This is a genomic window from Acinetobacter lwoffii, from assembly GCF_019343495.1.
GTDB lineage: Bacteria > Pseudomonadota > Gammaproteobacteria > Pseudomonadales > Moraxellaceae > Acinetobacter > Acinetobacter lwoffii_P.
In genome coordinates, this window is sequence record NZ_CP072549.1 from 1,396,186 (window position 1) to 1,420,407 (window position 24,222).

Here is a 24,222-nt window from a genome sequence, read left to right on the forward strand (position 1 = left end):
GAAAGCAGAACTGCTTGGCTTCCAGACCTTAGTATAAAAAAACGGCATTTGTATTTTATCCAAGAAAATAGAGAACTCGTCAGTAACAGTTTCAATAAAATTAATATATTGATTCATTTATATTTTATTTCAGTTATTTATATGAATATTTTTTATCATTCCTTCAACAATATTTCATTCTTAGGATGGACTAGGCTTCTTTAGTCTGATCAATTACAATCAGCCACTTATCATTTTCCATTGTCGGGCTGAACACTTTGAATAACGAGTCTTCACAACTTCAGCGTGGCTTAAAGAACCGTCATATTCAGTTGATCGCCATGGGCGGTGCAATTGGCACAGGCTTATTCTTAGGTTCCGCACAGGTGATCCAATCTGCGGGTCCTTCTATTATTTTAGGCTATGCCATTGGGGGCCTGATTGCATTTTTAATCATGCGTCAATTGGGTGAGATGATTGTTCATGAACCTGTCGCAGGTTCATTCAGCCATTTTGCTTATAAATACTGGGGAAAATTTCCCGGTTTCCTTGCGGGTTGGAACTACTGGATTCTGTATATCCTGGTGGCCATGACCGAACTTACTGCGGTTGCGAAATATATCAACTACTGGTGGCCTCATATTCCAGCCTGGGCATCGGTATTGTTTTTCTTTATCGTGATTACACTGGTCAACCTCGGCAATGTGAAATTCTACGGTGAATCAGAATTCTGGCTTTCTATCATTAAAGTGACTGCGGTCATCTCGATGATTGTCTTTGGTTTGTATCTGATCCTGACTGCTGATGCTTCTTCAGGCGCATCTTTTAGCAATCTTTGGACCGCGGGCGGTTTCTTTCCGAATGGTTTTGAAGGTCTGTTCTACATGCTGGCCTTCCTGATGTTTGCCTTCGGTGGTATTGAACTCATTGGTATGGCAGCGGCAGAAGCTGAAAATCCGGAAAAAACCATTCCGAAAGCCATTAATCAGGTGGTTTTCCGTATCCTGATTTTCTATGTCGGTGCCTTGACAATTCTATTGTCACTCGTGCCTTGGAATCAGCTTGAGCTTGGTGGCCTGGACAAAAGTCCTTTCGTGATGATTTTCAGCCAGCTTGGCATTGACTGGGCTGCGCATTTGCTGAACTTTATTATCCTGACCGCAGCGCTATCTGTGTATAACAGCGGTATGTACGCCAACAGCCGTATGCTCTATGGTCTGGCTCAACAAGGAAATGCACCTAAAGTCTTCATGAAAGTGAATAAGCAAGGTACGCCAATTCCTGCTGTATTGTTCTCTGCCGTGCTAATTTTCGGCTGTGTGCTACTTAACTACTTCGTGCCTGAAGATGCCTTAAGCCATCTGATTTACATCGTAGTCGGTGCATTGGTATTGAACTGGGCCATGATTACATTGACCCATCTTAAGTTTATTCAGAGCATGAAAAAGCTGGGACAGAAGACTTCTTTCCCTGCGCTATGGTCTCCGGCGGGCAATATTCTGGTTCTTGGTTTTATTCTTATGATTCTTTACATCATGTGGACGCAAGGATTCCAGGAATCTATTTTGATGATCCCGCTTTGGATTGTGGTCATGTTCGGTCTGTTTAAGTTACTTAAGCCTAAAAATACCTAGATAACTCCTGTAGCTATGAGTCCTTAAAAGTTATTGCTTCGGCAATAACTTTTTTTTGTATTTTTTACAGTACAATAGCCTTCTTTTCGCGCCCTTAGCTTAACTGGATAGAGCAGTTGCCTCCTAAGCGACCGACGTGGGTTCGAGTCCCGCAGGGCGCACCATCCTTTCAAAATGTGATCTATACTTCAAAAAATTAGCGTTAATCTTCATATTTTTAGAATATTTTTTATACAAAAAATCATTTTTTCTTCATTATTTTATTTCTATTACTTTCAAATACTTATTTCAAAATGAGGCTATTTTTTGGTGTAAAAACTCTATTTTGATGCTTTTTTAGACTAATTAGTTTTTTCTAGAGCATTTACTCTTATTTTAATTGTGCTATTTTTGTCACATGGAGTAACAAATGATTGCGGATAAATACCCGAAATCTCCAAGAATTTAATAAGTGCAAACAACAACGCTAGATATAAATTTGTACCTCAAGGAAAGACGTAAATGAAATTAAAAACATTAACTACTGCAATGATTCTTGCAACTGTACCAATGACGGGTGCATTTGCAGCAGCTCTAGATCGTTCAGGCCAATCTATTGCAGCCTTCCTACAACCAGGTAATTACTTTGAAGCAGGTATTTCTGTTCTAGATCCTGATGTATCTGGTCAAGATGCTGCTGGTAATTCAACCGGTGATATGGCTGGAGATTATTATTTCCCAAGTGCTGCTCTAAAATTTCAAGTTACCGATAACTTTTCATTTGGATTAATTTACGATCAACCTTTTGGTGCTGAAGCAGCTTATAGCCCAGGTAGTATATTTGCAGTAAATCCAGATGAAGTTGTAGGTTTAGTCGGTACGACCCCTATCACAGCAGCGATGGCAGGCGTAGCAAATCAAGCCACAAATGTTGAAGTTGAAACTGAAAATTTAACTTTCTTATTCGGCTTTCAACCAAATGAAAACTGGAATATTTATGCTGGCCCAGTTTACCAAACAGTAAAAGGTAATGTTTCTTTAAGAGGTCTTGCATATGGTGGTGCTGCAGGTTTTGGATCATATGATGCTAGTATGAAAGAAGATTCTGCATTAGGTTGGATTGCTGGTTTAGCTTACCAAATTCCTGAAATTGCACTAAAAGCCTCTGCAACTTATCGTTCAGAAATTGAACATAAACTACAAGCAACTGAAACAGCAGGGTTTGGTCAAGATATTACTACTGTAATTCCTGCTCCAATGACACCAGGTAAAACAGATGTAACTACTCCTCAATCGGTAAACTTAGATCTACAGTCAGGTATTATGGCCGATACAGTAGCATTCTTAAATGTACGCTGGGTGAACTGGGAAGATTTTTCAATTCGTCCAAATTATTTTGGTCAAGCAGCACAGATCGTGCTTGGAGAAGCTATTAATTTAGTTGATTATTCTAAGGACCAATGGTCTGCAACTGCTGGTGTAGGTCGTAAATTTAGCGAACAGTGGGCAGGTAATGTTTCTGTAGGTTATGACACAGGTGCAGGTGATCCTGTTACAACATTAGGCCCTACAGAAGGTTATTGGAATGTGGGTTTAGGTCTGCAGTTTAGCCCAACTCCGGCAACATTTATTGCTGGTGGTGTAAAATACTTCATGCTTGGAGATGCAACTGCTAAAACAGCACTTAATGATAACGTTGGTAAATTTGAAGATAATGATGCTTGGGGTTATGGCCTAAAAATGGGTTATCGCTTCTAAGTTATAATTTCATATAAAAAACCACCTTCGGGTGGTTTTTTATTGTCTCATTCTATTTTTATACACTTGCATATTATTCGATTATTTTACCATCAATTAAAATTAATAAATTTTTAGTTCTTTTACACTATTTTAAATATTTTAAAATTTATATTTTTCAAATAGTTAATTATAAAAATCTAGTATAAATACTCTAAGCAAGCCCTTTTCTTAACCGCTTTAGTTCATTTCTTCGGCAAAGCTGAGCATTTACTCTTTTTAAAATTGTGTTACTTTTCCAGCACATTTTTGTTACAGATGGCATCAGGGACCGTACCATGAAGCTCAATAAAATTTATTCCGCTATTTTACTTAGCACTTTACCTCTTTCTGCTGTTCAAGCAGCTGGCTTAGACCGCTCTGGTCAGTCCATTTCTGCTTTTTTACAGCCAGGTAATTATGCGGAAGCCGGTATTTCTGTTTTAGATCCAACTGTAAAAGGTTCTTCTACAGTAACTAGTTTAGAAGGCGAAAAAATTAGTGATATGGGTGAAGACTATTACTTCCCATCTGCAGCCATTAAAGTACAAGCGACCGATAAAATTTCACTAGGCTTGATTTATGATCAACCATTTGGTGCTGATGCAAAGTATTCTTCAGTTGCCGGATCTTTCGGTAACGGTGCAGAGGGTACTTCTGTTGAAGTAGACACTCATAATTTAACTGCTTTAATTGGATACCAACCCACAGAAAACTGGAATTTTTATCTTGGTCCAGTATGGCAAACTGTTGAAGCTGATATTAAATTACGCGGCCTGGCATATGCAAAACCACCTACTGGCACATTAAGTGGTTATAATATTGAATTAGAACAAGAAGAAGCATGGGGCTGGTTAGCAGGATTTGCTTATCAAATTCCAGAAATTGCTTTAAAAGCAGGTGTTACCTATCGTTCAGAAATCAAACATAGTGCCAAATCTACAGAAACATATAATTTAATTCCAGGCTTTGCTGATATAAATGAAGTAGATGCGATAACGCCACAATCAGTTAATATTGACTTACAAAGTGGAATTTCACCTAATACACTAGCTTTTGCAAATTTACGTTGGGTACATTGGGATAACTTTGTTGTAACCCCTAAATTCTTAGCTAATACCACTGCAGCATTAGGTGCGAAACAAAATCTAATTGATTATTCTGATGACCAATATTCAGCAACTGTGGGTTTAGGTCATAAGTTCAATGCTAAATGGTCTGGTACAGCAGCGGTTGGGTACGATTCTGGTGCAGGTAACCCGGTTACTACTCTTGGCCCAACTGAAGGTTACTGGAGTGTAGGCATGGGCGGTCAGTACAGCCCTGCCGAAAACTATTTTATCCAAGCTGGTGTTAAATATTTCTGGTTAGGTGATGCACAAGCACAAACTGGTGGGATTGTTAAAGCTAATTTCGAGAATAACTACGCTCTTGGCTATGGTATGAAAATCGGCTATCGCTTCTAATCAAGCAAATTCATAAACAAAGGGCGCTATAAGCGCCCTTTGTTTTATTTCACAAACTTAAAAATTAAGCTGGAATATCACGCACGGAAGCATTACGAATTGCTTCTTTTAATGCTTCATAACCATGAATTGCAGGGAATTGTGGAAATTCAGCAATCACGTTTTCAGGTGCATCGAACAAGAAACCTGCATCTGCTTCGCCTAGCATCGTGGTATCGTTATAAGAATCCCCGGCTGCAATCACACGGAAATTCAAACCATGCAGTGCTTTAACAGCCTGACGCTTTTGATCCGGCTGACGCAGTTTATAAGCCGAAATCATACCTGCTTCATCCGTTTCTAACTTGTGACAGAAAATAGTCGGCCAGCCCAATTGCTTCATTAAAGGATGTGCAAACTCATAGAATGTATCAGACAGAATGATCAGTTGAAAATGTGTACTTACCCATTCAACAAATTCTTTTGCGCCCGGGAAAGGTCCCATTTCTGCAATCACTTCCTGAATATCATTCAGGCCTAAACCATGCTGTTTTAAGATATTCAGACGTTGTGTCATCAGCACATCATAGTCAGGAATGTCACGAGTCGTTGCTTCAAGCTCTTTAATCCCGGTTTTTTTGGCAAAGTTAATCCAGATTTCTGGAACCAACACGCCTTCTAAATCTAGACATACGACTTCCATGAACATACCCCTCTGAGTTGTATTGAAAAAATTTTGCACTATGATAGCTGAAGATACAGATTTTGCACTGTACTTTTTTAAATCTGCTTTAAATCTGTTTTTTTCATAAGTAATTATTTTTTAGTGATAAGTCTACTAAATCAATTCTATTAAAATGAATGTGAAATTAATTAATATAGGCCATGTCCTTTCCAAGCCTATATCGCCAGGACTCTCATGACCATCATTCCTACTATTGATCGTATCGATGCACTTGCATCGGAATATACAGATAAATCGCCCAATGAAATTTTGGCACTTGCCCTGAGCCAGCAAGGTGAAATTGCGATTTCATTTTCTGGTGCTGAAGATGTTGTATTGATTGATATGGCATCGCATCTGGGTAAACCGTTCCGGGTATTCAGTCTGGATACTGGCCGTCTACATGCAGAGACGTATCAGTTTATTGAACGAGTGCGTAAGCATTATAATATCGAGATTGAAATCTGCTTCCCTGAAACGGATGCAGTACAAAATTTAGTGACCACCAAAGGTTTATTCAGTTTCTTTGAAGATGGCCATCAGGAATGTTGCGGTATACGCAAGGTTCAACCGCTACGTAAAAAACTGGCGACGCTGGATGGCTGGATTACTGGTCAGCGCAAAGACCAAAGTCCGGGTACACGCAATGAAATTCCTGTGGTTCAGGCAGATTCAGGTTTCTCCGGTCCGGGAAAACAGTTGATCAAGTACAATCCTCTAGCCAACTGGTCCAGTGCAGATGTCTGGAGCTATATCCGTATGATGGAAGTCCCTTATAATGCCTTGCATGAAAAAGGTTTTGTTTCTATCGGCTGTGAACCTTGTACTCGCCCTGTGCTGCCAAATCAGCATGAACGCGAAGGCCGCTGGTGGTGGGAAGAAGCTACCCATAAAGAATGTGGCTTACATGCTGGCAATCTAAAAAAATAAAGTTAAGTTTTATCGTTCCTATTGATTGAAAGACTATTTTTTAATAAAGATAGTCTTTTTAATTGATAATTTTACATTTAGTGACAAGATAGAAATTACCTTTTATCGGGATAATATTATTTTAATTAAAGAATTGATAAAATTTTAGCTCATTGATTTATTTGCATAAAATGTGAAATTGAACACAATGCTATTCTTCTAATAACACATAATTATTAAGTTACACTCCACTTCGCCTAGAAAATACTATTTTTAGAAATCTATTTTAAAACTAAAATTTTCACATTTCATAAACTTAGGAAGATATTTTGTTCTTGTCAATAGCCACTTTTTCACAGTTGAGGCAAGATAAAGCAGTTCATTTATATGCTAAAAAAGATATACTTTAAAAACTAAAGTAATAATTCTAACAAGGCCTTTTAGCAAAAAAGCCATAGAGAATGCAGTGAGGCAATCCACGCTATGCGTCCATTACATCCAATTGATTTTATTTTCTTAACTTTAGAGAAACGGCAGCAGCCTATGCATGTAGGTGGACTATTTTTATTCCAAATTCCCGACAATGCGTCAGCTTCCTTTATTCAGGATCTAGTCACGGATATCCAAAATTCGAAATGCTCTCCAATCCCACCTTTTAACAATTATTTAAACGGCCTGTTTTGGGATGAAGACCAGGAATTTGATTTAGATCATCATTTTCGTCATATTGCCCTGCCAAAACCGGGCCGTATCCGTGAATTGCTGACCTATATTTCACAAGAACATAGTGCCCTGATTGATCGTGCCAAACCTTTATGGACCTGTCATATTATTGAAGGCATTGAAGGTAATCGTTTTGCCATGTATTTCAAAATTCACCATGCTATGGTGGATGGAATCGCTGGCATGCGTCTGGTAGAAAAGTCGCTTTCACATGATCCAAATGCCAAGAGTATTGTACCGCCATGGTGTGTGGAAGGGCCACGTGCCAAACGCCTTAAAGCACCTAAAGTGAACAGGTTTAAAAATGTCCTGCAGACCATTAAGGGGCAACTGGAATGTGTGCCACGAGTCGCTTATGAACTGTCGCAAACCGTCATGAAAGATATGGGACGTAATCCGGATTATGTATCCAGCTTTCAGGCACCAAGTAGCATTCTGAATCAACGTGTCAGTGCTTCACGTCGCTTTGCCGCACAGTCTTTCGAGTTTTCACGTTTACGTCATATTTCCAAGGCATTGGGCGTGACCATTAATGATATCGTCCTGGCTATTTGTTCAGGTGCATTACGTGAATATTTATTATCGCAAAATGCCTTACCGAAAAAACCGTTAATTGCCATGGTTCCAGCTTCGGTTCGCAGTGATGACTCGGATGTATCCAACCGTATTACCATGATTCTGGCCAATCTGGGTACACATAAAGAAGATCCACTGGAACGTCTCAAGATCGTACGCCGCAGTGTGTTGAGTGCCAAAGAGCGCTTTAAACGCATGAATGCCAATCAAATCTTAAACTATAGTGCCTTTGTTTATGGCGCAGCAGGTCTCAATATTGCCTCCGGTTTAATGCCAACACGTCAGGCGTTTAACGTCATTATTTCCAATGTACCTGGACCACAAGAGCCCCTTTACTGGAATGGTGCACGTCTTGAAGCACTTTATCCGGCTTCCATCGTACTGGATGGTCAGGCCTTGAATATCACCATGACCAGCTATTTAGATAAACTGGAAGTCGGCTTGACCGCATGTCGTAATGCCCTGCCGAAAATGCAGAATTTGCTGACACATCTGGAAGAAGAAATTCAACGTTTTGAACTTATTGTAGATGGCGAACCTGTCCCAAAGTTACGGGCGGTAAGCTAGCCGCGGATGAATAAATAAGACAGATGGATTGTCAAAGGTGTTGATCATTTTTGCCAGTCTCTGAGCACAGAATAAAGGGACCGATCTGGTCCCTTTTCTTTATTTTTGAAATCTTTTTAAATTATTTTAGAATTTTTGGAAGACTTCTCGATTTTAATCATCTATCCAAATCATTTTTTGACAAGTTAAAAACAATGCACAAATATAATCAGCTTTTAATAGTACGGCACTGTTGTAATAATTGATGGCAGACGTTACGGATCATGCTCGCGGTAATCTGAACTTCATTACCGCGCTCATCAACGATATATCCCGCATGTACAGTCTTTGGTTCTAATACGTGTTTTAGGCCTTTATGGATTACTGCTTTACTCATACTCATCACACACTCCTTTTGCTAAGCCTGAAACTGGGAGAAACGGCTTTGGCTAATTCATGCATCTAGTATTGTAAATAAAGGCCCGGTTGTAAAATTTCAGATGTAACAAGTGTTTAACGATATTCTGTTACAATTTCAGCTGAGAATGATATCGTATTGCTCTTGCGTATACAGATTTTCCACCTGGAACTTAATCACGCGATTAATGAAATGTTCTAGATCAGCGACTGCAGGCGCTTCTGCTGTTAATAGACGATCAATAACAGCCGGATGCGCAACGACAGTAAAGCCACTCTGTGACTCATAAGCACGAGCATAACGCAGAATCTCCCTGAATATTTCGTAACATACTGACTCGGCTGTTTTGACATAACCGCGTCCTTGACAGGTCGGACAAGACTCGCACAGCAGATGTTCCAGCGACTCACGGGTGCGTTTCCGGGTCATTTCCACCAAGCCCAGTTCTGATACCTGAGTAATCTTGGTCTTGGCGTGGTCACGTTCTAACATGCGCTCAAACTGTTTCATCACTTCTTCACGATGCTGCGCTTCCTGCATATCAATGAAGTCGATGATAATAATGCCGCCCAGATTACGCAGCCGTAACTGACGCGCGATAACATCCGTCGCTTCCATATTGGTTTTAAAAACCGTATCTTCCAGCGAACGTCCACCAACATAAGAACCGGTATTGACATCAATTGTGGCCATGGCTTCCGTCTGGTCAATCATCAGATAGCCGCCGGACTTCAATGCGACACGAGTTTGCAATGCCTTTTGCAGGTCTTCTTCGACATTATACAAGTCAAAAATTGGCCGTTCACCCGGATAATGCAGCAAACGGTCTTTCATGTTCGGAACAAATTCTTCGACAAATTCCTGCAACTTGGCATGAATTTCACGTGAATCTACGTAAATTTTGGCAGTTTCTTCATTGGCCAGATCACGAATCACCCGCTGCGGTAAAGGCAATTCTTCAAAGATCAAGGACGGCACTGCAATAATCTTTTGCTTGCGCTGGATGTATTCCCAAAGCTTGGCCAGATAAGCCATATCCTGTGCGATGGCTTCTTCTTCAATGCCTTCTGCCGCAGTACGAACAATCACTGAACCCGGCAGCTTATGTTCTGCCTGAATCCGCTCAATGATGGAACGCAAGCGATTGCGCTCTTCCTCGGATTCAATCCGTTGCGATACACCAATATGATTGCCATATGGCATCAACACTAAATAACGCGAAGGAATAGAGAGATCGGTAGATAGCCGCGCACCCTTGGTGCCGAGCATATCCTTCATCACCTGAACCGTGAGGACTTGTCCCGGTTGAAGCAGCTCAAAAACATTAGGCGTGGGTTGATTGCGTGGCCAGACCATATCATTGATATGTAAAAACGCAGTGCGAGAGAGTCCGATATCTACGAAAGCAGCCTGCATGCCGGGCAAGACCCGCACCACTTTTCCTTTATAGACATTCCCTACCAGACCACGCTTGGCCGTACGCTCGACAAACAGTTCATTGACCGTGCCGTTTTCAATCAACGCGACCCGACATTCCATCGGCGTGACGTTAATCAACAACTCGTCAGACATAAATACACTCAAAACATTATAAGAATTCTTTTTCAGCAGTTAATTTAGTGCCTTAACCGTCTGTAATAACTGTACTGTTTCATATAAGGGCAAGCCCACCACATTGGAATAACTGCCCTGTATTTTTGGAATATAACGTGCAGCAATTCCTTGAATTGCATAAGCCCCTGCTTTACCCAAGGGCTCACCTGTCGCCCAGTAACTTTCCATATCTGCAGCGCTCAGGATTTGAAATTCGACCTGTGTGCGTACCACTATACTGTATTTTTCATGCTTTGTACGAACACAGACACCGCTATATACATCATGCCACCGACCGGAGATTTTTGTCCACATTTCAATCGCATGTTGTTTGGATTCAGGTTTGCCCAAAATCTCCTGATCCACCCCCAAACTGGTGTCCGCAGCAATAATAATTGCATCAGGATAAAGCTCTGCCACGGCATCGGCTTTGGCACGTGCCAGACGTTCAACATAGGCTGCGACCGACTCGCCTGCTTGTACAGATTCGTCGATCTCGGGACTGTAAATATCGAAGCTCAGCCCGAGTTGTTGCAATAACTCGCGACGCCGGGGTGAGCTCGAAGCTAGAATTATATGCGCCATTTTTTGAGCATATAATAAATAGCAGGCCAAACCAGAATACTGGTCAGCATCGGAATCCAGTGCCGTGCATAAGAAAATTGCACGCCAGCTATAATCTGGGTAAAAAAGATCATCAGCAGATATGCGACAATCGCCAGCCCCATAATCACCCAGAGATTATTAAAGGTCAGGATACGGCGTTCACGGGTCAGAAAGCGAGCTAAAAAGGCAATAATGATAAAGCTCAGCGCATTCAGACCCAAAGGTGCATCCAGCAGCAGATCAATAAAAATACCCGTACCAAAGGCAAACCAGATCCCGCACCAGGTTGGCTGACATAACACCCAGAAGAGCATGATCATCAGCATAAACAGCGGACGCCAGCCCGAAAGATTATAGGAAAGTGGATAGACCATTAAAATAGAAGCCACAATCACCGAAATGACGATGGCCATTAAAGGGTCACGATGCTTTCTGGATTTCATCTTAGCGATTGACATGCGGTTGCTCCATCGCTAATGAATCGGAAAATAACACCACCACATGATGTCCACCGGCCAGCTGAGCCGCAGGCGTCACATCAATCTGGGCAAATTCACCAGAATTATGGCGTTGTACTTTAGATACCTGCCCCACCAGATAACCTGCCGGAAAATGTTGTCCCAAGCCCGAACTATAGACTTTTTCACCGACCTTGATATTGGCGCTGGTCGGTACATATTCCATTTTTAAACGTCCCAGATCACCTGTGCCCGAAACAATGGCACGCATACCGGTATGTTCCAGGCGCACTGACAGTGAATGTTCTTTATCGGACAACAGCATGACCCGGCTACTATGCGGATAGACATTGATAATCTGTCCCATGATACCCTTGTCATCCAGTACCGTTTGCCCGACTTTCAGCTCGTTATTCGAACCCCGGTTGATCACGATAATATGCCGTAATGGATCGGCATCGGTGCCAATCACCTCGGCAATTTCAATACGTCCATCAATGATCAGTGGCGTGTCCAATAGACCGCGCAAACGGGTATTTTCAGCAGAAAGTTCAGAGATTTTTTGTAAGCGTACCTGTGCCTGTAACAGCTCGGCCTGCATCGCGGTATTTTCCCGACGCAACTGAGCTTCAGACTTGGTTTGTTGATTCAACCACTCTCGCGACAATACCGGATAACTGGCCACCGCATAAATAGGATTATAAGCAGCGTACAGTACATCCCTTGCAGGTTGAACAACATGCGGCATGCGCCAATCAAAGAAAAGCACCACCAGGCATGTTACCAATGCAATGATAAAAGAGCGAAAAGATGGCGGTTGTCGAGAAAACAGATGTGCTTGCACCCGCCGAATCCTTTTCTTAGCCTACGAATAACATGTCATGATTTGGGTTGTCGAAAAATTCGAGTACCTTGCCTCCACCACGTGTCACGCATGATAGTGGATCTTCTGCCACCACCACCGGCAGGCCAGTTTCTTTGGCAAGCAGCTTGTCCAGGTTACGCAGTAATGCACCACCACCAGTTAACACGATACCACGTTCAGCGATGTCCGAAGAAAGCTCAGGAGGGGTATGTTCTAAAGCAGATTTCACCGCAGACACGATGTTTTGTAATGGATCAGAAATCGCTTGGGTGACTTCGTCAGAATTAACCACGATTGCGCGAGGCACACCTTCTGCGAGGTTACGGCCACGAACTTCAATTTCAAGCGGTTTAGCACCTTCATCTGGCAACGCCATACCCACTTCTTTTTTGATCACTTCAGCCGTAGTTTCGCCGATCACACAGCCATGCGCTTTACGCACATAGTTAATGATCTGCTCATCAAAGACATCACCGCCAATCCGTAAAGAGTCTGCATAAACACAACCTTGTAGGGAAATGATTGCAATTTCAGTGGTACCACCGCCAACATCGACCACCATCGAACCACAAGCCTGCTCAACTGGCATACCTGCACCAATCGCTGCTGCCATTGGCTCTTCAATTAAACGTACATCACGTGCGCCCGCATTAAACACGGCTTCACGAATGGCACGGCGCTCAACCAGAGTCGATTTACATGGCACGCAAACCACCACACGCGGTGCCGGAGTGAATAAACGGTTTTCATGTACTTTGCGAATAAACTGATTCAGCATGGTCTCAGTGACTTCAAAATCCGCAATCACACCATCTTTCATCGGACGGATCGCTGAGATATTGGCTGGGGTACGACCTAGCATTTGCTTCGCTTCAAGACCGACTGCCGCAACAATTTTATGTGAACCACTATGACGGATGGCTACAACCGTCGGTTCATTTAATATAATGCCTCGTCCTGGCGCATAAATAAGTGTATTTGCTGTACCTAAATCAATGGCAAGATCGGGCGAAAACAAGCCTATTAGTCGTTTTAGAATCACGGGGACGTTCTCAGTTAAACTTTATATGGACGCAAGGTCGCCACTTTAACTAAATGTGATGATTTGGACAAGTCAATCGCTTATCATAACGCATGATAATTTGAATTTTTTTAATACTGATTAGGTAATATTATGTCTACATCGGATGCACAGCATTCTGCAGATTTAAGTGCAGAAACAGTTTCAGCTATTGCCAACCTTGCAAGGTTATCTCTCAATGATACGCAATCTGCTGAATATGCTCAAAGTTTAAATAAAATTTTAGGCATGATGGAAACCCTGAAAGGCATCAATACCGACGGTGTTGAACCACTGAAAAGCCCTTTCGACCACCCACAGCCTTTACGTGAAGATGTCGTGTCGGAAAGCAATCATCGTGAGGAATACCAAGCAGTTGCACCTGCTGTACAGGACGGTTTGTATCTCGTCCCACGCGTAATTGAGTAATTATTACCCAGTTCATTCTTTTTATTAAATTAAACGTAAAGAATTATTTCTCATGACAGATTTACACCGCTTATCCATTCGTGAACTGACTGAAGGTTTGGCAAATGCTCAATTTTCATCCCGCGAATTGACTCAACACTACTTAAAGCGCATCGCAAAAATTGATGCACAGGTCAAGGCTTATGTGACGGTAACTGCTGAACAGGCGTTGGCTGAAGCTGATGCTGCCGATGCTGCAATCAAAGCTGGCAATGCCTCTGCCCTGACTGGTGTGCCAGTTGCCCACAAAGACATTTTCTGTACCCAAGGCATTAAAACCACTGCCGGTTCAAAAATGCTGGACAATTTTATCTCTCCTTACGACGCAACCGTTGTAGCGAAAGGTAAAGCTGCGGGCCTGGTCACTTTGGGTAAAGTGAACATGGACGAATTCGCGATGGGTTCGACCTCTGAGAACTCATATTACGGCGCAACTGCCAACCCTTGGAACCTGGGCCATGTCCCTGGTGGTTCTTCAGGCGGTTCTGCAGCAGCTGTGGCAGCGGATTTGGCACCATTTGCAACTGGTACTGACACCGGTGGTTCAATCCGTCAACCTGCATCATTCTGTGGTCTGACCGGTCTTAAACCGACTTACGGTCGTGTATCGCGCTTCGGTATGATTGCCTATGCATCATCACTAGACCAAGGTGGTCCAATGGCACGTTCTGCAGAAGACTGTGCTTACCTGATGAATGTCATGGCCGGTCATGATGCAAAAGATTCAACTTCAATGGATCAAGTGGTAGATAACTATGTCGCGAACCTGAACGCTACCTCAGTAAAAGGTTTACGCATTGGTATTCCAAAACAGTATTTTAATGTTGCTGGCCTAGCTGAAGATGTTAAAGCACGTGTCGAAGAATCACTTAAAAAGTTAGAAGAAATGGGCGCTACGCTTGTTGAGATAGACCTCAACATGACTGAAAGCTATGTTCCGACTTATTACCTGATCGCACCTGCCGAAGCTTCTTCGAACCTATCACGTTTTGATGGCGTACGTTATGGCTATCGCGCAGAAGATCCTGTGGACCTGATGGACCTGTACAAGCGTTCACGTTCAGAAGGTTTTGGTGCAGAAGTGCAACGCCGTATCCTGATTGGTACGTATGCCCTATCTGCAGGTTATTACGATGCTTACTATGTAAAAGCACAGAAAGTACGTCGCCTGATCCAGCAAGATTTCCTTAAAGCATTTGAATCGGTCGATGTCATTGCAGCACCTTCTGCGCCAACGACTGCCTATAAAATTGGTGCAGATTTAACGCCAGTTGAAATGTACCTGGGCGATATTTATACGCTTGCGGTAAATCTGGCAGGTCTTCCTGCGATTAACGCGCCTGTCGGTTTTGACCAAAATAACTTGCCAGTTGGCTTACAGCTGATTGGTAATTACTGGTCAGAATCTCAATTGTTGTCTGTGGTACACCAGTATCAACAGGCCACCGATTGGCATACAAAACGCGCTGCAATTGCTGAGGAGAACGCATAATGGCTCAAGCTCAAAAATCGGCTAAACCAAAATCCAACCTGATTGATGGTTGGGAAGTCGTTATTGGTATCGAGATTCACACTCAGCTTGCCACCAATACCAAAATTTTTTCAGGTTCATCGACTGTTTTCGGTAATGATCCAAACACGCAAGCCAGCCTGGTTGATTTGGCTATGCCGGGCGTATTACCGGTATTAAACAAAGAAGTGGTTGATCTTGCGATTCGCTTTGGTCTGGGGATTGACGCTTACATCGATCAGGCGTCTGTATTTGCACGTAAGAACTACTTCTATCCGGACTCTCCAAAAGGTTATCAGATTAGCCAGATGGACAACCCGATTGTGGGTTTGGGTCATATCGACATCCAGCTTGAAGATGGCACGGTTAAACGCATTGGCGTAACGCGTGCGCACCTTGAAGAAGATGCAGGTAAATCGATCCATGACCAGTTTGAAGGCATGTCAGGTATCGACTTGAACCGTGCCGGTACGCCGCTGCTTGAAATCGTTTCTGAACCGGATATGCGTTCAGTTGAAGAAGCGGTTGCTTATATCAAAGCGATTCACACACTGGTACGCTGGTTAGGCATTTCTGACGGTAACATGGCGGAAGGTTCATTCCGTTGTGACTGTAACGTGTCGTTACGTCGTCCGGGTCAACCGTTTGGTACACGTTGTGAATTGAAAAACCTAAACTCATTCCGTTTCATTGAACAGGCGATCAATGTTGAAATTGAACGTCAAATGGAAATTCTGGACTGGGATGGCACGATTGACCAAGAAACGCGTCTGTTCGACCCTGTGAAGATGGAAACTCGTTCAATGCGTTCTAAAGAAGAAGCGAACGATTACCGCTACTTCCCTGACCCAGACTTGTTGCCTGTGGTGATTGCTGATGAGCAAATCGAAGCAATTAAAGCAACCATGCCTGAGCTTCCTGCGGCACGTCGTGCACGTTTCGTCGCGGACTTTGGTGTGACTGAGTACGATGCACACGTTTTAACGCTTACACGTGAAATGTCAGAGTTCTACGAAGAGGTGGTTAAGGCTGCTGGCGGCGCTGCACAAGGTAAAGTGTCTGCAAACTGGGTGATGGGCGAATTCTCAGGGGCGCTAAACAAAGCAGGCTTAGATTTGGCGGATTCTCCTGTATCTGCGGAAAAACTTGGCGGTATGATCGCGCGTATTGTGGATAACACGATTAACGGTAAGATCGCGAAGCAAGTATTCGGCTTTATGTGGGAAGAAGGCAAATCTGCGGACGAGATTATTGCTGAAAAAGGCTTGAAACAGGAAACTGATACAGGCGCGATTGAAGCGATTATTAAGGAAGTGCTTGCTGCCAACGAGAAGATGGTTGAAGAGTATAAATCTGGTAAAGAGAAAGCTTTCAATGGTCTGGTTGGTCAAGTCATGAAAGCTGCGAAAGGCAAAGCCAACCCTGCACAAGTAAATGAATTAATGAAAAAATTGATTGGTTGATCTGATCTTTCTTTAATAGAAAACCCGCTTTAGAGCGGGTTTTTTCTTAAAGATATGCTTCTTTTAATAGAATATTTAAATAATCATAAAAATCATTTAGTCTTTTATAAATGACTTCTTTTTCATAGTCTGAAAAAACTTCTTTTAAATTGGGATTTCGATCTAAATTTATTTTTACACAGATGTTAGTAGGACTTATTAAGAAGATTCTTTTCAAAATTACTGTATTATCATCCTGATCCTTTTCATCTTCTTGCTTATCAATAGTAGCATTACCAATCCAACAAAACCTGAGTTGCATTGCTGCTGATTCAAGTTTTGTGATTATGTCCAATGTTGAGTTATTCAACTCATATAATTTTTTAATTTCATTACTGTCAACCCCTATATAAAAACCATCAGTTTCTAAAATTTTCATAATTTCCCAACGATAGTTTTCAAATTCATCAGACCATTTTTTCTCATTCGCTTTAAAAACAGCATCTTCTCGATTTCGAAGATTTTCAGCATTATCACTTAACCTATATTTCGCTGTAATTTCTCTTTGTTTGGATACGATGTTCTTTAATTCACCTAACATTTTTATTTTAGAGGTTTCAAATAACTGTCTTTTCCATAAATCAAATCCCAGTAAAACCGCAATAGGTGCCATAAATGCCCCAACACCTAAAAATATAGAAATAAGATCATATCTCGACCATTTAGCTACATCCTTACTATTTAACCCAAGATCTTCAGGATACAAACTACCTAAATAAAAATAGAGAATAGTTAATGCTAAAGTTAAAAAAATGTAGACTACAATAAAAATAGCAATTTTTTGCAAGAGCTTTTTAGGAAAAAACATACACCATACGAACCAGATTAAGTAAATTAGATCAGCAACTAAACATGTAAAATAATAAAGATATTTATTTGAAAAAAGTTCCAATTACAAATTTCCCCTCATTTAAATCTAAGAGCATAAACATCTAATTATTAGAGTAATTTTATATTATACGATTTAAAAATCCGCTTGTAATGTAAAAAATCTAGTTTAATCAAAGATCTTTTTTTCAAAAATAACTTTAACTTAAAAATGAAATACACCTAACCAAAACAACATATCCATCAAAAAAGTATCCTCAATTGCCAAACTTGAAGACTTAGGACGCATCCAACTTTCAAAGTCATTTTTTATGCGTGACTTCCTCTATAGCGAAATCGCCAATTGGTACGGTGTACCCAACTTTCCCGATTATCCTGACATTGCCATTCGAACAGGCACAGAACTGTGCAAACAACTGCTCGAACCTATACAAGAAAAGTTTGGACGTATTGCGATTCGCTCGGCGTATCGCTCACCAAGCGTCAACCAACTTGGTAATGAAAAAGGACATAACTGCGCCAGTAACGAGAAAAACTTTGCCAGCCATATTTGGGACTATCCCGACGAAAAAGGCTACGGCGCAACGGCGTGTATAGTCATTCCTTCATTTCTAGAACTGTATGAAAAAGACCAATCCAACTGGCGACAGCTTGCCTATTGGATTCATAACAATCTGAACTATAGCCATCTACAATTTTTCCCAAAACTTTGTGCTTTTAATATTGGCTGGCATGAACAGCCTGCACGGGAAATTTATAGCTATATTCAACCGAAAGGTTATTTGTTGCGGGGTGAAGCTATAAATCCGGAGTTTGAGAAGTTTTATCCTGATTTATTGTAATCATTAATCCCCCCAAATCCCCCTTTTTCAAAGGAGGACTTGCCACGTCATCAATTGATACGCGTGGTTCCCTCTCCTGAGCAAGTTTTAAAGCACTGCTTTAAAATGAAGCGCAAGAAAGGATGAGGGCTAGGGAGAGGATTTTTTTAAATTAATACTCTTCTCTTAAATTTTCTAATTCAGTCGCACGTGCGGCAGTCGCTTCCATGTAACAACTATTGCTATTTACAGTTGCAATCGTCCCTCCATTCGGGTCGGCATAAAAATCGCAATTGGCATCACGATAGCGAATCCAGAGACGCTGAACCTCTTGAAGCTGTTTTTTACGGTTTGCATTCAGCGATGCCATCGTCTGTTTATAGGCATTATTTAACCGTGTATCTTGGCGATCTGTTTCGGCCGCAATACAATCCAGCATATTTACAGTAACGCCACCTGAGCGATCCATACAATTTGAGTATTGCCGACTCAAATCATTGTCCCCTGCGTACAGCGCAGGAGGAAGTATAAACATACTTAAACCCAATAAAGCAGTGCGTTTGAACATAACAACCCCTATCTTTTCATTTATGTTATTCATAATAAATACCATAATGGACCCTGGCACGCATGCATTCAATCAGTTATTTCCCTCTTAACTCACCCAACTTATTCCACACATCCGGTGTCAAGAAAGTGACCACCAGTTTATTTAAATCCACATAACGCAGCACACCTTTAAGCTGACTTTTCACTTCAGGATTTTCTAAAATTTCCTCACCGGTAATCCGTCCAAGTTCCTGAAAACTGTCACCCACCGCTTGTACGCCTTCCGCAGCAATTACCGCTTTGGTCTGTGCAGAACATTGCTCCACTAAAATGCGCTGCAACACCGTCGCCAGATTCTTGTCTAATGCTTCCTTTTGACTCGCGGTCACATTGCTAAAAGCCTTTAAGTCCGGATGATTACCTAAAGCCACAAAGGTCCATTGCAAGACGGTAGTTTTATCCGTGACTGTGGTGGATTTCATCAAACAGTCACTGAGCTGATCAACTGTTGGACCTGCTATGGCAATCTGAGTCGTACCTAATAATGTTGCACTTATTAAAAACGTACGAAGCTTTGTAAAAGATCTATGCGCCATCATAATTTCCTGTTCTTCGATGTCCAGCCAATGATATGAAACCAGTTAGTTGTAGCATGGAACAGGGCAATAAACTGATAGAACTCTGTAAAAACTGACCCAGATTTACAACACTTGGATGGTCATTCTGATGTCCATATTGCTATTCATCAGGTCAGGATATTGATCAGTCAAACTTAGCGCTATGATTTAGACTAAAACAATAAAAATAAAAACTTATAATTATGAATACCAACATATTTCACAGCATCATACTGTGGGGACTTGTCCTTTTTTTCGTCTTGATCGTATTTTTATTCATCCATCCAACATCGCGGAAGGAGATTCTCGGATCACGTGATCTCCCCACTAAACCAAGCGGGCTTTCTTCTGTTCTCTCCCGTCGGATCGAGCAGATTTTTGCGCCTATCTTCTCGATCGTCAAAAGGATCATACGGATTTTGGATTAAGTCTTTTGATCCCGCGCTTATTTTAACTGCCTCAAAAGATTCTTGGCTCCGGCATGATTATAGTTATTGGCCAAATTCTGCAAAATCCGCTTGGATTGCGCTTTAGCATTTGGGAAACGGCTGGCATAGACCGGAATACTGTTCAGACAGCGTGCAACCAACATCCCTGATTCAGTATAGACACGTGTTCCCTCAGTGCCCTGCAATTTACCGTAGTTATAGGCACGCTGGGCGTTGTTACAGGCATTATTCAGATTCTTGCCACTATTAATATCACGTCGCGCTGCCACATAAATCTTCATCTGATGTTGTTGCGGTGTTTCTGCTATTGTAGCTCGAGCTGATGCCGCTGCTAGCTGCTTTTTCTCTGCTTCTTTTTTCTCAAGCTCTTTTCTTTCTAATTCCTTTCGCTCTAATTCTTTCCTCTCCAGCTCTTTACGTGCTGATTCCTTCAGTTCATTTGTCGTCTTTGCGACAGGAGTCTTAGGAGGAGTCGTAGTTTTTATCGATGCAGGTTTGGTTTTCTCCACAGCAACCCTGGCTTTAGTTGGACGATAAAAGTTTTTTGCTTGAGAAGGGCTCATGACCTGGGTGAGTAGTCGAACACTACGCGTCTGGCTAGATTTATCAACTTGTCGTTCAGAAGTTGGTTCAATCGAGACAATCCAGCTTTCAGTCAGGTCATCCATACGACACTGATAGGCACCGCTACCTTGTACAACACCCCGATTGGCACTCAGGCGTTTACGCTGGGCAACATCTGCCACGGCACTAAAATTACTTTTATACAGCAGGGAAAATTTACCGCCCTGTTCATGACAATATTGCGTCAGTATCGAACGCGGATACATGGCCTGAGTCGTGTTATTTTTCTGAGCTTGTCCCCAAAGATAAATATAATCTTTTGCACTACCATCACGTTGATTCAAAGCCCGTTTGGCAATTAGTTCTTCCGGACTGGCAAAAGGATGTAACACCTCTGATTTCAACCGGTTCACGCTATTACATCCAGCTAAAGCTGCTGCCCCTATTATTAGAATTATTACTTTTAGCTTCACAGCAAATATCTCAACCCCAAAATCCCGTATAACATAGCTTAAATAGCACAAAACAACAAACACAAGATATTGATAACTATAATATTTAAATGGTAAAAAGGCACATATCAGCCTCAACTTTGCTGATTATGCCAAGCTTCATGTGATAAAAATTGACACAAGTATCATTTTTAAATCAGTTCAAATAATAAACAATTCCATTCAGGACTCAAGAAAAAGATAGAAAAAACACATAAAAAACCGAAGAAAGCGGTGAGTCCTTCTCCGGCGGCTTATTCAGGGAACGCTACAGACCTTTATTATAATGGGTAATAAATTTACCTTTTATCCGCTATAACATTGCCTGAACAAGATCAGCATAAGAATAATTTCCTCAACGTACATTTGTTATTTTTATACGTCAAACCACCGGAAATTAAACGCCATCTTGGCTGGCCCTTAGGATTTTAGACAAGAAAAAAATATCTGAATACCCCAATATTGGGAGGTTCTGACACGATTTACCCAAGTCATCTGACCAACGGTCAGATCGATATTTTCCATTGGATTTTGTAAATTAACTCGCCCTAAAAAAAGCCAAACCTAAAACTGTTTGGCTGATAAAGCAGGATAATAATATGAGAAAAAATTAATCAATATGTGATTCAAATGCTTTTAAGCGTTTATAGATCGACATCAGTTCAATAATCGTCGGCCAAGACAGAATCAGATACTGGAAAGATTCCCGCACTTTGCCAAATACATTCAGGATTTGCATCATCAAACCAAGAGTAATTGCCCCTGCTGCAATACTTGGAAACAGAATAAATAATCCGTAAATATTGTCTAACTGCAAGTACCAGATCCGAACCATGTTGAAATAAGCATAGTGAAAATACAACCGGAAATAATTCCAGCGTACCCGGCTAAACAGTTCTTGTAATGTCAGCGGATGTGCGCGATCAGCATAGTCTTCGCCATAGACCAGCTCTTTACGATAGGCTGCCTCAACTTTCTGGTTATTGAACTCCAGTCCGGGCAATTTCATTCCCACGACCATTAAAATGACCGTACCCAATACCGCCCAACCAATCGAGGCCCACATTAAAGCATGCGGTATTTCCCCTACAATTGGTAAAACTTTCACATGACTAGAGAGCTGATATAAGATCGGCAGGAATGCCATCAGCAACATCAGCGCTTCAATCAAGGAAACACTTAACTGCTCCGTGGTTTTGGCAAAGCGCATGGTATCTTCCTGGATACGTTGTGATGCACCTTCAATATGACGTAACTGCTCCCAATGTGCGGTGTAATAATCATTCATCGCGGTACGCCAGCGGAAGACATAATGACTGACAAAAAACAGGTTAAATACCGCTAAAGTGACATAAACCATCGCAATATAAATAAAGGTTAATGCGCCTTGATACAGCAATGAAACATCCCCACCACCCTTCGTGAGCATTTGTTGAATCTGATCATAAAACGGGCTATACCATTCATTTAATACGACATTGACCTGTACCCCGAACCAGATATTAAACAGAATAAATGCCGAGCCCCAGACCGACCAGCGCTGCCATCGGTGTCCGGCTTTCCATTGCCAGAACAGCGCAAATATCGTAGTTGCAATGAAATACCAGAGATAGAACCAGATAAATTGAGCTGACCAGAAACGCCCGATACCGATTGTAAGCTTTTCATCAAAATAACCTTCAGGAAAACCCAGATAGGTTCCCCATCCTGATCCGCCACTATGCCAAAGCACAAGATTAATGATAAACCACAAAATCAGGCTGCTAAAAAACCAGACGGGTTGCGGGAAAAATGACTTAAACATGCCGACCCAGTTCTCCTTATGTCTCTTGGTCATCCAAATGACGCATAGTTTATTCTTATTTTAGATTTTTACTGTTATAAAGCATTAATTTTCAATTTAGTGTAAAAAAGGATAGAAAGATATCGAGTCTCTAGAAAATTATTTTTATCATTCAGCTCTGCCCTTATGATTTTCCTTATATTCTCGATTTTTATCATTTAGCCGAGCGATATCAAAAAACAGAAAAATCATCATGTTTTTGACCTTTCGTTATTTTGATAGACTTTTTTATGCCTGTTATCTGTCGGGTTTATGTAAAAGAAATTCATACTTGCGAGCATTGCAAGAACAGGATGAACATCAGGCATACTGCACGTCTCCTGAGTATCTTTTATCAAACTAGAGTACTTCTCCTATTTGAATAAGTCATTGATCAAGTTCTCAGTTTTTGAAGAAACGGTTAAATTTTCGAAAATTATGCTATGATTTAATTATCGAAAAGTAATCTTATTTTGGAAAAAACTATGGAAAGTTCGGTAATTGAATTACTTAAACCGGTGACTCTAGAAAAAGAAAACTGCGCCCCTATTAGTTTTGAAGCAGGTACTGTTTTGAAAGTGGTGATGCAGACTCCAACCAGTCTTCTGGTCAGTAATGATGATGACTTTAACTTTACCATTCCTTTAAAAGACAAAAATGAAGTGTGGCGAGAAATTTGAGTATTTTTCTCTTATGCAAATAGATGGGTTGTATCTGAGTTGGGTTTCTTAACTTATAGGATACGACCCTTAGCTTTTCTCCACTTTGATTGCTCTTTTATTATTTTTTCAAAAAATTATTTCTTGCCTCTTCTATCATTAGTTACTGATTTTAAATTGGCTCATGTCCATTTGAGCAAAAAAAATTTAATTGAAACATCACTTAGTTTTTTGACCTATGTAAGATCACTGATGATCTGTTTTTCCGTCTTTTGTATCTGCTCTGTCATTGCAATACCACCCTTACATCTCTTCTCTCTGTTTAGTTCAACTTCATCTAACACCTACGCTTCGATTCAAAAAAAGAATATTCAAGTTATTTTGAGAGTTTAGTCATAGAACTGGCGTTCATCTTTCTTCGATTTTTTATCCTCTGATAAAATTTACCAATAAGAATTAAAAAATAATCTGAGATGCTAAATTAAGAGGCTGTTTAAATTGTATAGCTCTGCAATTGGTCCCAAGAAAATTTGATAATACGAAATTTCCCTCTAGCCAATATTAGTATTTTTTCTTTTAAGACAGCTTAGCCAATCTTAAAAATTATTAATTTTCATAAACTTAAGTTAAATATTTTAATTATATATACCT

At 41.2% G+C, this 24,222-nt stretch carries 22 protein-coding genes and 1 tRNA gene; 11 read left to right on the forward strand and 12 right to left on the reverse strand.

All coding sequences use genetic code 11. The features are described from left to right. Window positions 1-257 precede the first annotated feature (257 nt). The 4 genes from J7649_RS06585 to J7649_RS06600 all read left to right on the forward strand — a co-directional run bounded on the left by J7649_RS06585 (window position 258) and on the right by J7649_RS06600 (window position 4,834). Entirely contained in the window at window positions 258-1,613 is a 1,356-nt protein-coding gene (locus tag J7649_RS06585; RefSeq protein WP_219309923.1) for an amino acid permease, read from the forward strand. An 88-nt stretch (window positions 1,614-1,701) separates the two neighbouring features. After that, window positions 1,702-1,777: transfer RNA gene (locus J7649_RS06590), tRNA-Arg, on the forward strand. Window positions 1,778-2,114: 337 nt separating this feature from the next. Further along, complete coding sequence (locus J7649_RS06595) at window positions 2,115-3,350, forward strand: OmpP1/FadL family transporter (protein WP_219309925.1); 1,236 nt, start codon at window positions 2,115-2,117, stop codon at window positions 3,348-3,350. A gap of 317 nt (window positions 3,351-3,667) precedes the next feature. Continuing rightward, window positions 3,668-4,834: an OmpP1/FadL family transporter gene (locus J7649_RS06600; RefSeq protein ID WP_219309927.1), complete on the forward strand. Its 1,167-nt coding sequence runs from the start codon at window positions 3,668-3,670 to the stop codon at window positions 4,832-4,834. Window positions 4,835-4,898: 64 nt separating this feature from the next. Here the strand turns inward: J7649_RS06600 and thrH are convergent, their stop codons facing one another. Beyond that, complete coding sequence (gene thrH, locus J7649_RS06605) at window positions 4,899-5,516, reverse strand: bifunctional phosphoserine phosphatase/homoserine phosphotransferase ThrH (RefSeq protein WP_219309929.1); 618 nt, start codon at window positions 5,514-5,516, stop codon at window positions 4,899-4,901. Window positions 5,517-5,732: 216 nt separating this feature from the next. Between thrH and J7649_RS06610 the strand changes: the two genes are divergently transcribed. Then, window positions 5,733-6,467 (forward strand): phosphoadenylyl-sulfate reductase, encoded by a 735-nt coding sequence (locus J7649_RS06610; RefSeq protein ID WP_219309931.1) that lies wholly within the window; start codon window positions 5,733-5,735, stop codon window positions 6,465-6,467. A 462-nt stretch (window positions 6,468-6,929) separates the two neighbouring features. Then, the gene (locus J7649_RS06615) at window positions 6,930-8,312 is read left to right on the forward strand and encodes a WS/DGAT/MGAT family O-acyltransferase (RefSeq protein WP_219309933.1); all 1,383 of its coding nucleotides are present in this window, start codon (window positions 6,930-6,932) and stop codon (window positions 8,310-8,312) included. A 208-nt stretch (window positions 8,313-8,520) separates the two neighbouring features. On the opposite strand, the gene J7649_RS06620 is transcribed toward J7649_RS06615, so the two are convergent. The 6 genes from J7649_RS06620 to J7649_RS06645 all read right to left on the reverse strand — a co-directional run bounded on the left by J7649_RS06620 (window position 8,521) and on the right by J7649_RS06645 (window position 13,273). Then, on the reverse strand, window positions 8,521-8,694 hold the full coding sequence (locus tag J7649_RS06620; protein ID WP_004646222.1) for a PA1571 family protein: 174 nt from the start codon (window positions 8,692-8,694) through the stop codon (window positions 8,521-8,523). A 132-nt stretch (window positions 8,695-8,826) separates the two neighbouring features. Then, window positions 8,827-10,281 (reverse strand): ribonuclease G, encoded by a 1,455-nt coding sequence (gene rng, locus J7649_RS06625; RefSeq protein WP_004646221.1) that lies wholly within the window; start codon window positions 10,279-10,281, stop codon window positions 8,827-8,829. A gap of 39 nt (window positions 10,282-10,320) precedes the next feature. Further along, window positions 10,321-10,887, reverse strand: a complete 567-nt coding sequence (locus tag J7649_RS06630; RefSeq protein ID WP_005107586.1) for a Maf-like protein — start codon at window positions 10,885-10,887, stop codon at window positions 10,321-10,323. After that, on the reverse strand, window positions 10,875-11,366 hold the full coding sequence (gene mreD / locus J7649_RS06635) for a rod shape-determining protein MreD (protein WP_004730376.1): 492 nt from the start codon (window positions 11,364-11,366) through the stop codon (window positions 10,875-10,877). The genes J7649_RS06630 and mreD overlap by 13 nt, the downstream gene beginning before the upstream one ends. Then, a complete protein-coding gene (mreC, locus tag J7649_RS06640) occupies window positions 11,353-12,210 on the reverse strand; it encodes a rod shape-determining protein MreC (protein ID WP_004279362.1) in 858 nt (285 codons plus the stop codon). Before mreC ends, mreD begins: the two co-directional genes overlap by 14 nt. 16 nt (window positions 12,211-12,226) lie before the next feature. After that, window positions 12,227-13,273, reverse strand: a complete 1,047-nt coding sequence (locus tag J7649_RS06645; protein WP_004279360.1) for a rod shape-determining protein — start codon at window positions 13,271-13,273, stop codon at window positions 12,227-12,229. 132 nt (window positions 13,274-13,405) lie between these two features. Between J7649_RS06645 and gatC the strand changes: the two genes are divergently transcribed. From gatC to gatB, 3 genes are read left to right on the forward strand one after another with little or no spacing between them, the layout of a single operon-like run. Further along, window positions 13,406-13,720, forward strand: coding sequence for an Asp-tRNA(Asn)/Glu-tRNA(Gln) amidotransferase subunit GatC (gene gatC, locus J7649_RS06650; RefSeq protein ID WP_004279359.1), 315 nt, complete (start codon window positions 13,406-13,408; stop codon window positions 13,718-13,720). 52 nt (window positions 13,721-13,772) lie between these two features. Continuing rightward, window positions 13,773-15,251 (forward strand): Asp-tRNA(Asn)/Glu-tRNA(Gln) amidotransferase subunit GatA, encoded by a 1,479-nt coding sequence (gatA, locus tag J7649_RS06655; protein ID WP_219309935.1) that lies wholly within the window; start codon window positions 13,773-13,775, stop codon window positions 15,249-15,251. Continuing rightward, window positions 15,251-16,732 carry an Asp-tRNA(Asn)/Glu-tRNA(Gln) amidotransferase subunit GatB gene (gene gatB / locus J7649_RS06660; protein ID WP_219309937.1) on the forward strand — a complete coding sequence of 494 codons (1,482 nt, stop codon included), beginning with the start codon at window positions 15,251-15,253 and terminating at the stop codon, window positions 16,730-16,732. The genes gatA and gatB overlap by 1 nt, the downstream gene beginning before the upstream one ends. Before the next feature lie 46 nt (window positions 16,733-16,778). On the opposite strand, the gene J7649_RS06665 is transcribed toward gatB, so the two are convergent. Continuing rightward, a complete protein-coding gene (locus J7649_RS06665; protein WP_219309939.1) occupies window positions 16,779-17,579 on the reverse strand; it encodes a hypothetical protein in 801 nt (266 codons plus the stop codon). Between the two features lie 256 nt (window positions 17,580-17,835). Between J7649_RS06665 and J7649_RS06670 the strand changes: the two genes are divergently transcribed. Continuing rightward, window positions 17,836-18,441 (forward strand): hypothetical protein, encoded by a 606-nt coding sequence (locus J7649_RS06670; RefSeq protein ID WP_219310065.1) that lies wholly within the window; start codon window positions 17,836-17,838, stop codon window positions 18,439-18,441. 151 nt (window positions 18,442-18,592) lie between these two features. On the opposite strand, the gene J7649_RS06675 is transcribed toward J7649_RS06670, so the two are convergent. From J7649_RS06675 to sbmA, 4 genes are all read right to left on the reverse strand, one after another. Further along, a complete protein-coding gene (locus J7649_RS06675) occupies window positions 18,593-18,988 on the reverse strand; it encodes a lysozyme inhibitor LprI family protein (protein ID WP_004279354.1) in 396 nt (131 codons plus the stop codon). A 76-nt stretch (window positions 18,989-19,064) separates the two neighbouring features. After that, complete coding sequence (locus J7649_RS06680; RefSeq protein ID WP_129716574.1) at window positions 19,065-19,565, reverse strand: hypothetical protein; 501 nt, start codon at window positions 19,563-19,565, stop codon at window positions 19,065-19,067. A 466-nt stretch (window positions 19,566-20,031) separates the two neighbouring features. Further along, a complete protein-coding gene (locus J7649_RS06685; protein ID WP_228738669.1) occupies window positions 20,032-21,012 on the reverse strand; it encodes a hypothetical protein in 981 nt (326 codons plus the stop codon). A gap of 688 nt (window positions 21,013-21,700) precedes the next feature. Further along, a complete protein-coding gene (sbmA, locus tag J7649_RS06690; RefSeq protein ID WP_005262445.1) occupies window positions 21,701-22,894 on the reverse strand; it encodes a peptide antibiotic transporter SbmA in 1,194 nt (397 codons plus the stop codon). A gap of 503 nt (window positions 22,895-23,397) precedes the next feature. Between sbmA and J7649_RS06695 the strand changes: the two genes are divergently transcribed. Beyond that, complete coding sequence (locus tag J7649_RS06695) at window positions 23,398-23,592, forward strand: hypothetical protein (RefSeq protein WP_044111243.1); 195 nt, start codon at window positions 23,398-23,400, stop codon at window positions 23,590-23,592. Window positions 23,593-24,222: the final 630 nt, after the last annotated feature.

Coding starts and splice junctions, on each gene's coding strand:
- J7649_RS06595 (WP_219309925.1), top strand. CDS start 2,115: ATGAAATTAAAAACATTAACTACTGCAATGATTCTTGCAACTGTACCA.
- J7649_RS06600 (WP_219309927.1), top strand. CDS start 3,668: ATGAAGCTCAATAAAATTTATTCCGCTATTTTACTTAGCACTTTACCT.
- thrH (WP_219309929.1), bottom strand. CDS start 5,516: ATGGAAGTCGTATGTCTAGATTTAGAAGGCGTGTTGGTTCCAGAAATC.
- J7649_RS06610 (WP_219309931.1), top strand. CDS start 5,733: ATGACCATCATTCCTACTATTGATCGTATCGATGCACTTGCATCGGAA.
- J7649_RS06615 (WP_219309933.1), top strand. CDS start 6,930: ATGCGTCCATTACATCCAATTGATTTTATTTTCTTAACTTTAGAGAAA.
- J7649_RS06620 (WP_004646222.1), bottom strand. CDS start 8,694: ATGAGTATGAGTAAAGCAGTAATCCATAAAGGCCTAAAACACGTATTA.
- rng (WP_004646221.1), bottom strand. CDS start 10,281: ATGTCTGACGAGTTGTTGATTAACGTCACGCCGATGGAATGTCGGGTC.
- J7649_RS06630 (WP_005107586.1), bottom strand. CDS start 10,887: ATGGCGCATATAATTCTAGCTTCGAGCTCACCCCGGCGTCGCGAGTTA.
- mreD (WP_004730376.1), bottom strand. CDS start 11,366: ATGTCAATCGCTAAGATGAAATCCAGAAAGCATCGTGACCCTTTAATG.
- gatC (WP_004279359.1), top strand. CDS start 13,406: ATGTCTACATCGGATGCACAGCATTCTGCAGATTTAAGTGCAGAAACA.
- gatA (WP_219309935.1), top strand. CDS start 13,773: ATGACAGATTTACACCGCTTATCCATTCGTGAACTGACTGAAGGTTTG.
- gatB (WP_219309937.1), top strand. CDS start 15,251: ATGGCTCAAGCTCAAAAATCGGCTAAACCAAAATCCAACCTGATTGAT.
- J7649_RS06665 (WP_219309939.1), bottom strand. CDS start 17,579: ATGTTTTTTCCTAAAAAGCTCTTGCAAAAAATTGCTATTTTTATTGTA.
- J7649_RS06675 (WP_004279354.1), bottom strand. CDS start 18,988: ATGTTCAAACGCACTGCTTTATTGGGTTTAAGTATGTTTATACTTCCT.
- J7649_RS06680 (WP_129716574.1), bottom strand. CDS start 19,565: ATGGCGCATAGATCTTTTACAAAGCTTCGTACGTTTTTAATAAGTGCA.
- sbmA (WP_005262445.1), bottom strand. CDS start 22,894: ATGTTTAAGTCATTTTTCCCGCAACCCGTCTGGTTTTTTAGCAGCCTG.
- J7649_RS06695 (WP_044111243.1), top strand. CDS start 23,398: ATGGAAAGTTCGGTAATTGAATTACTTAAACCGGTGACTCTAGAAAAA.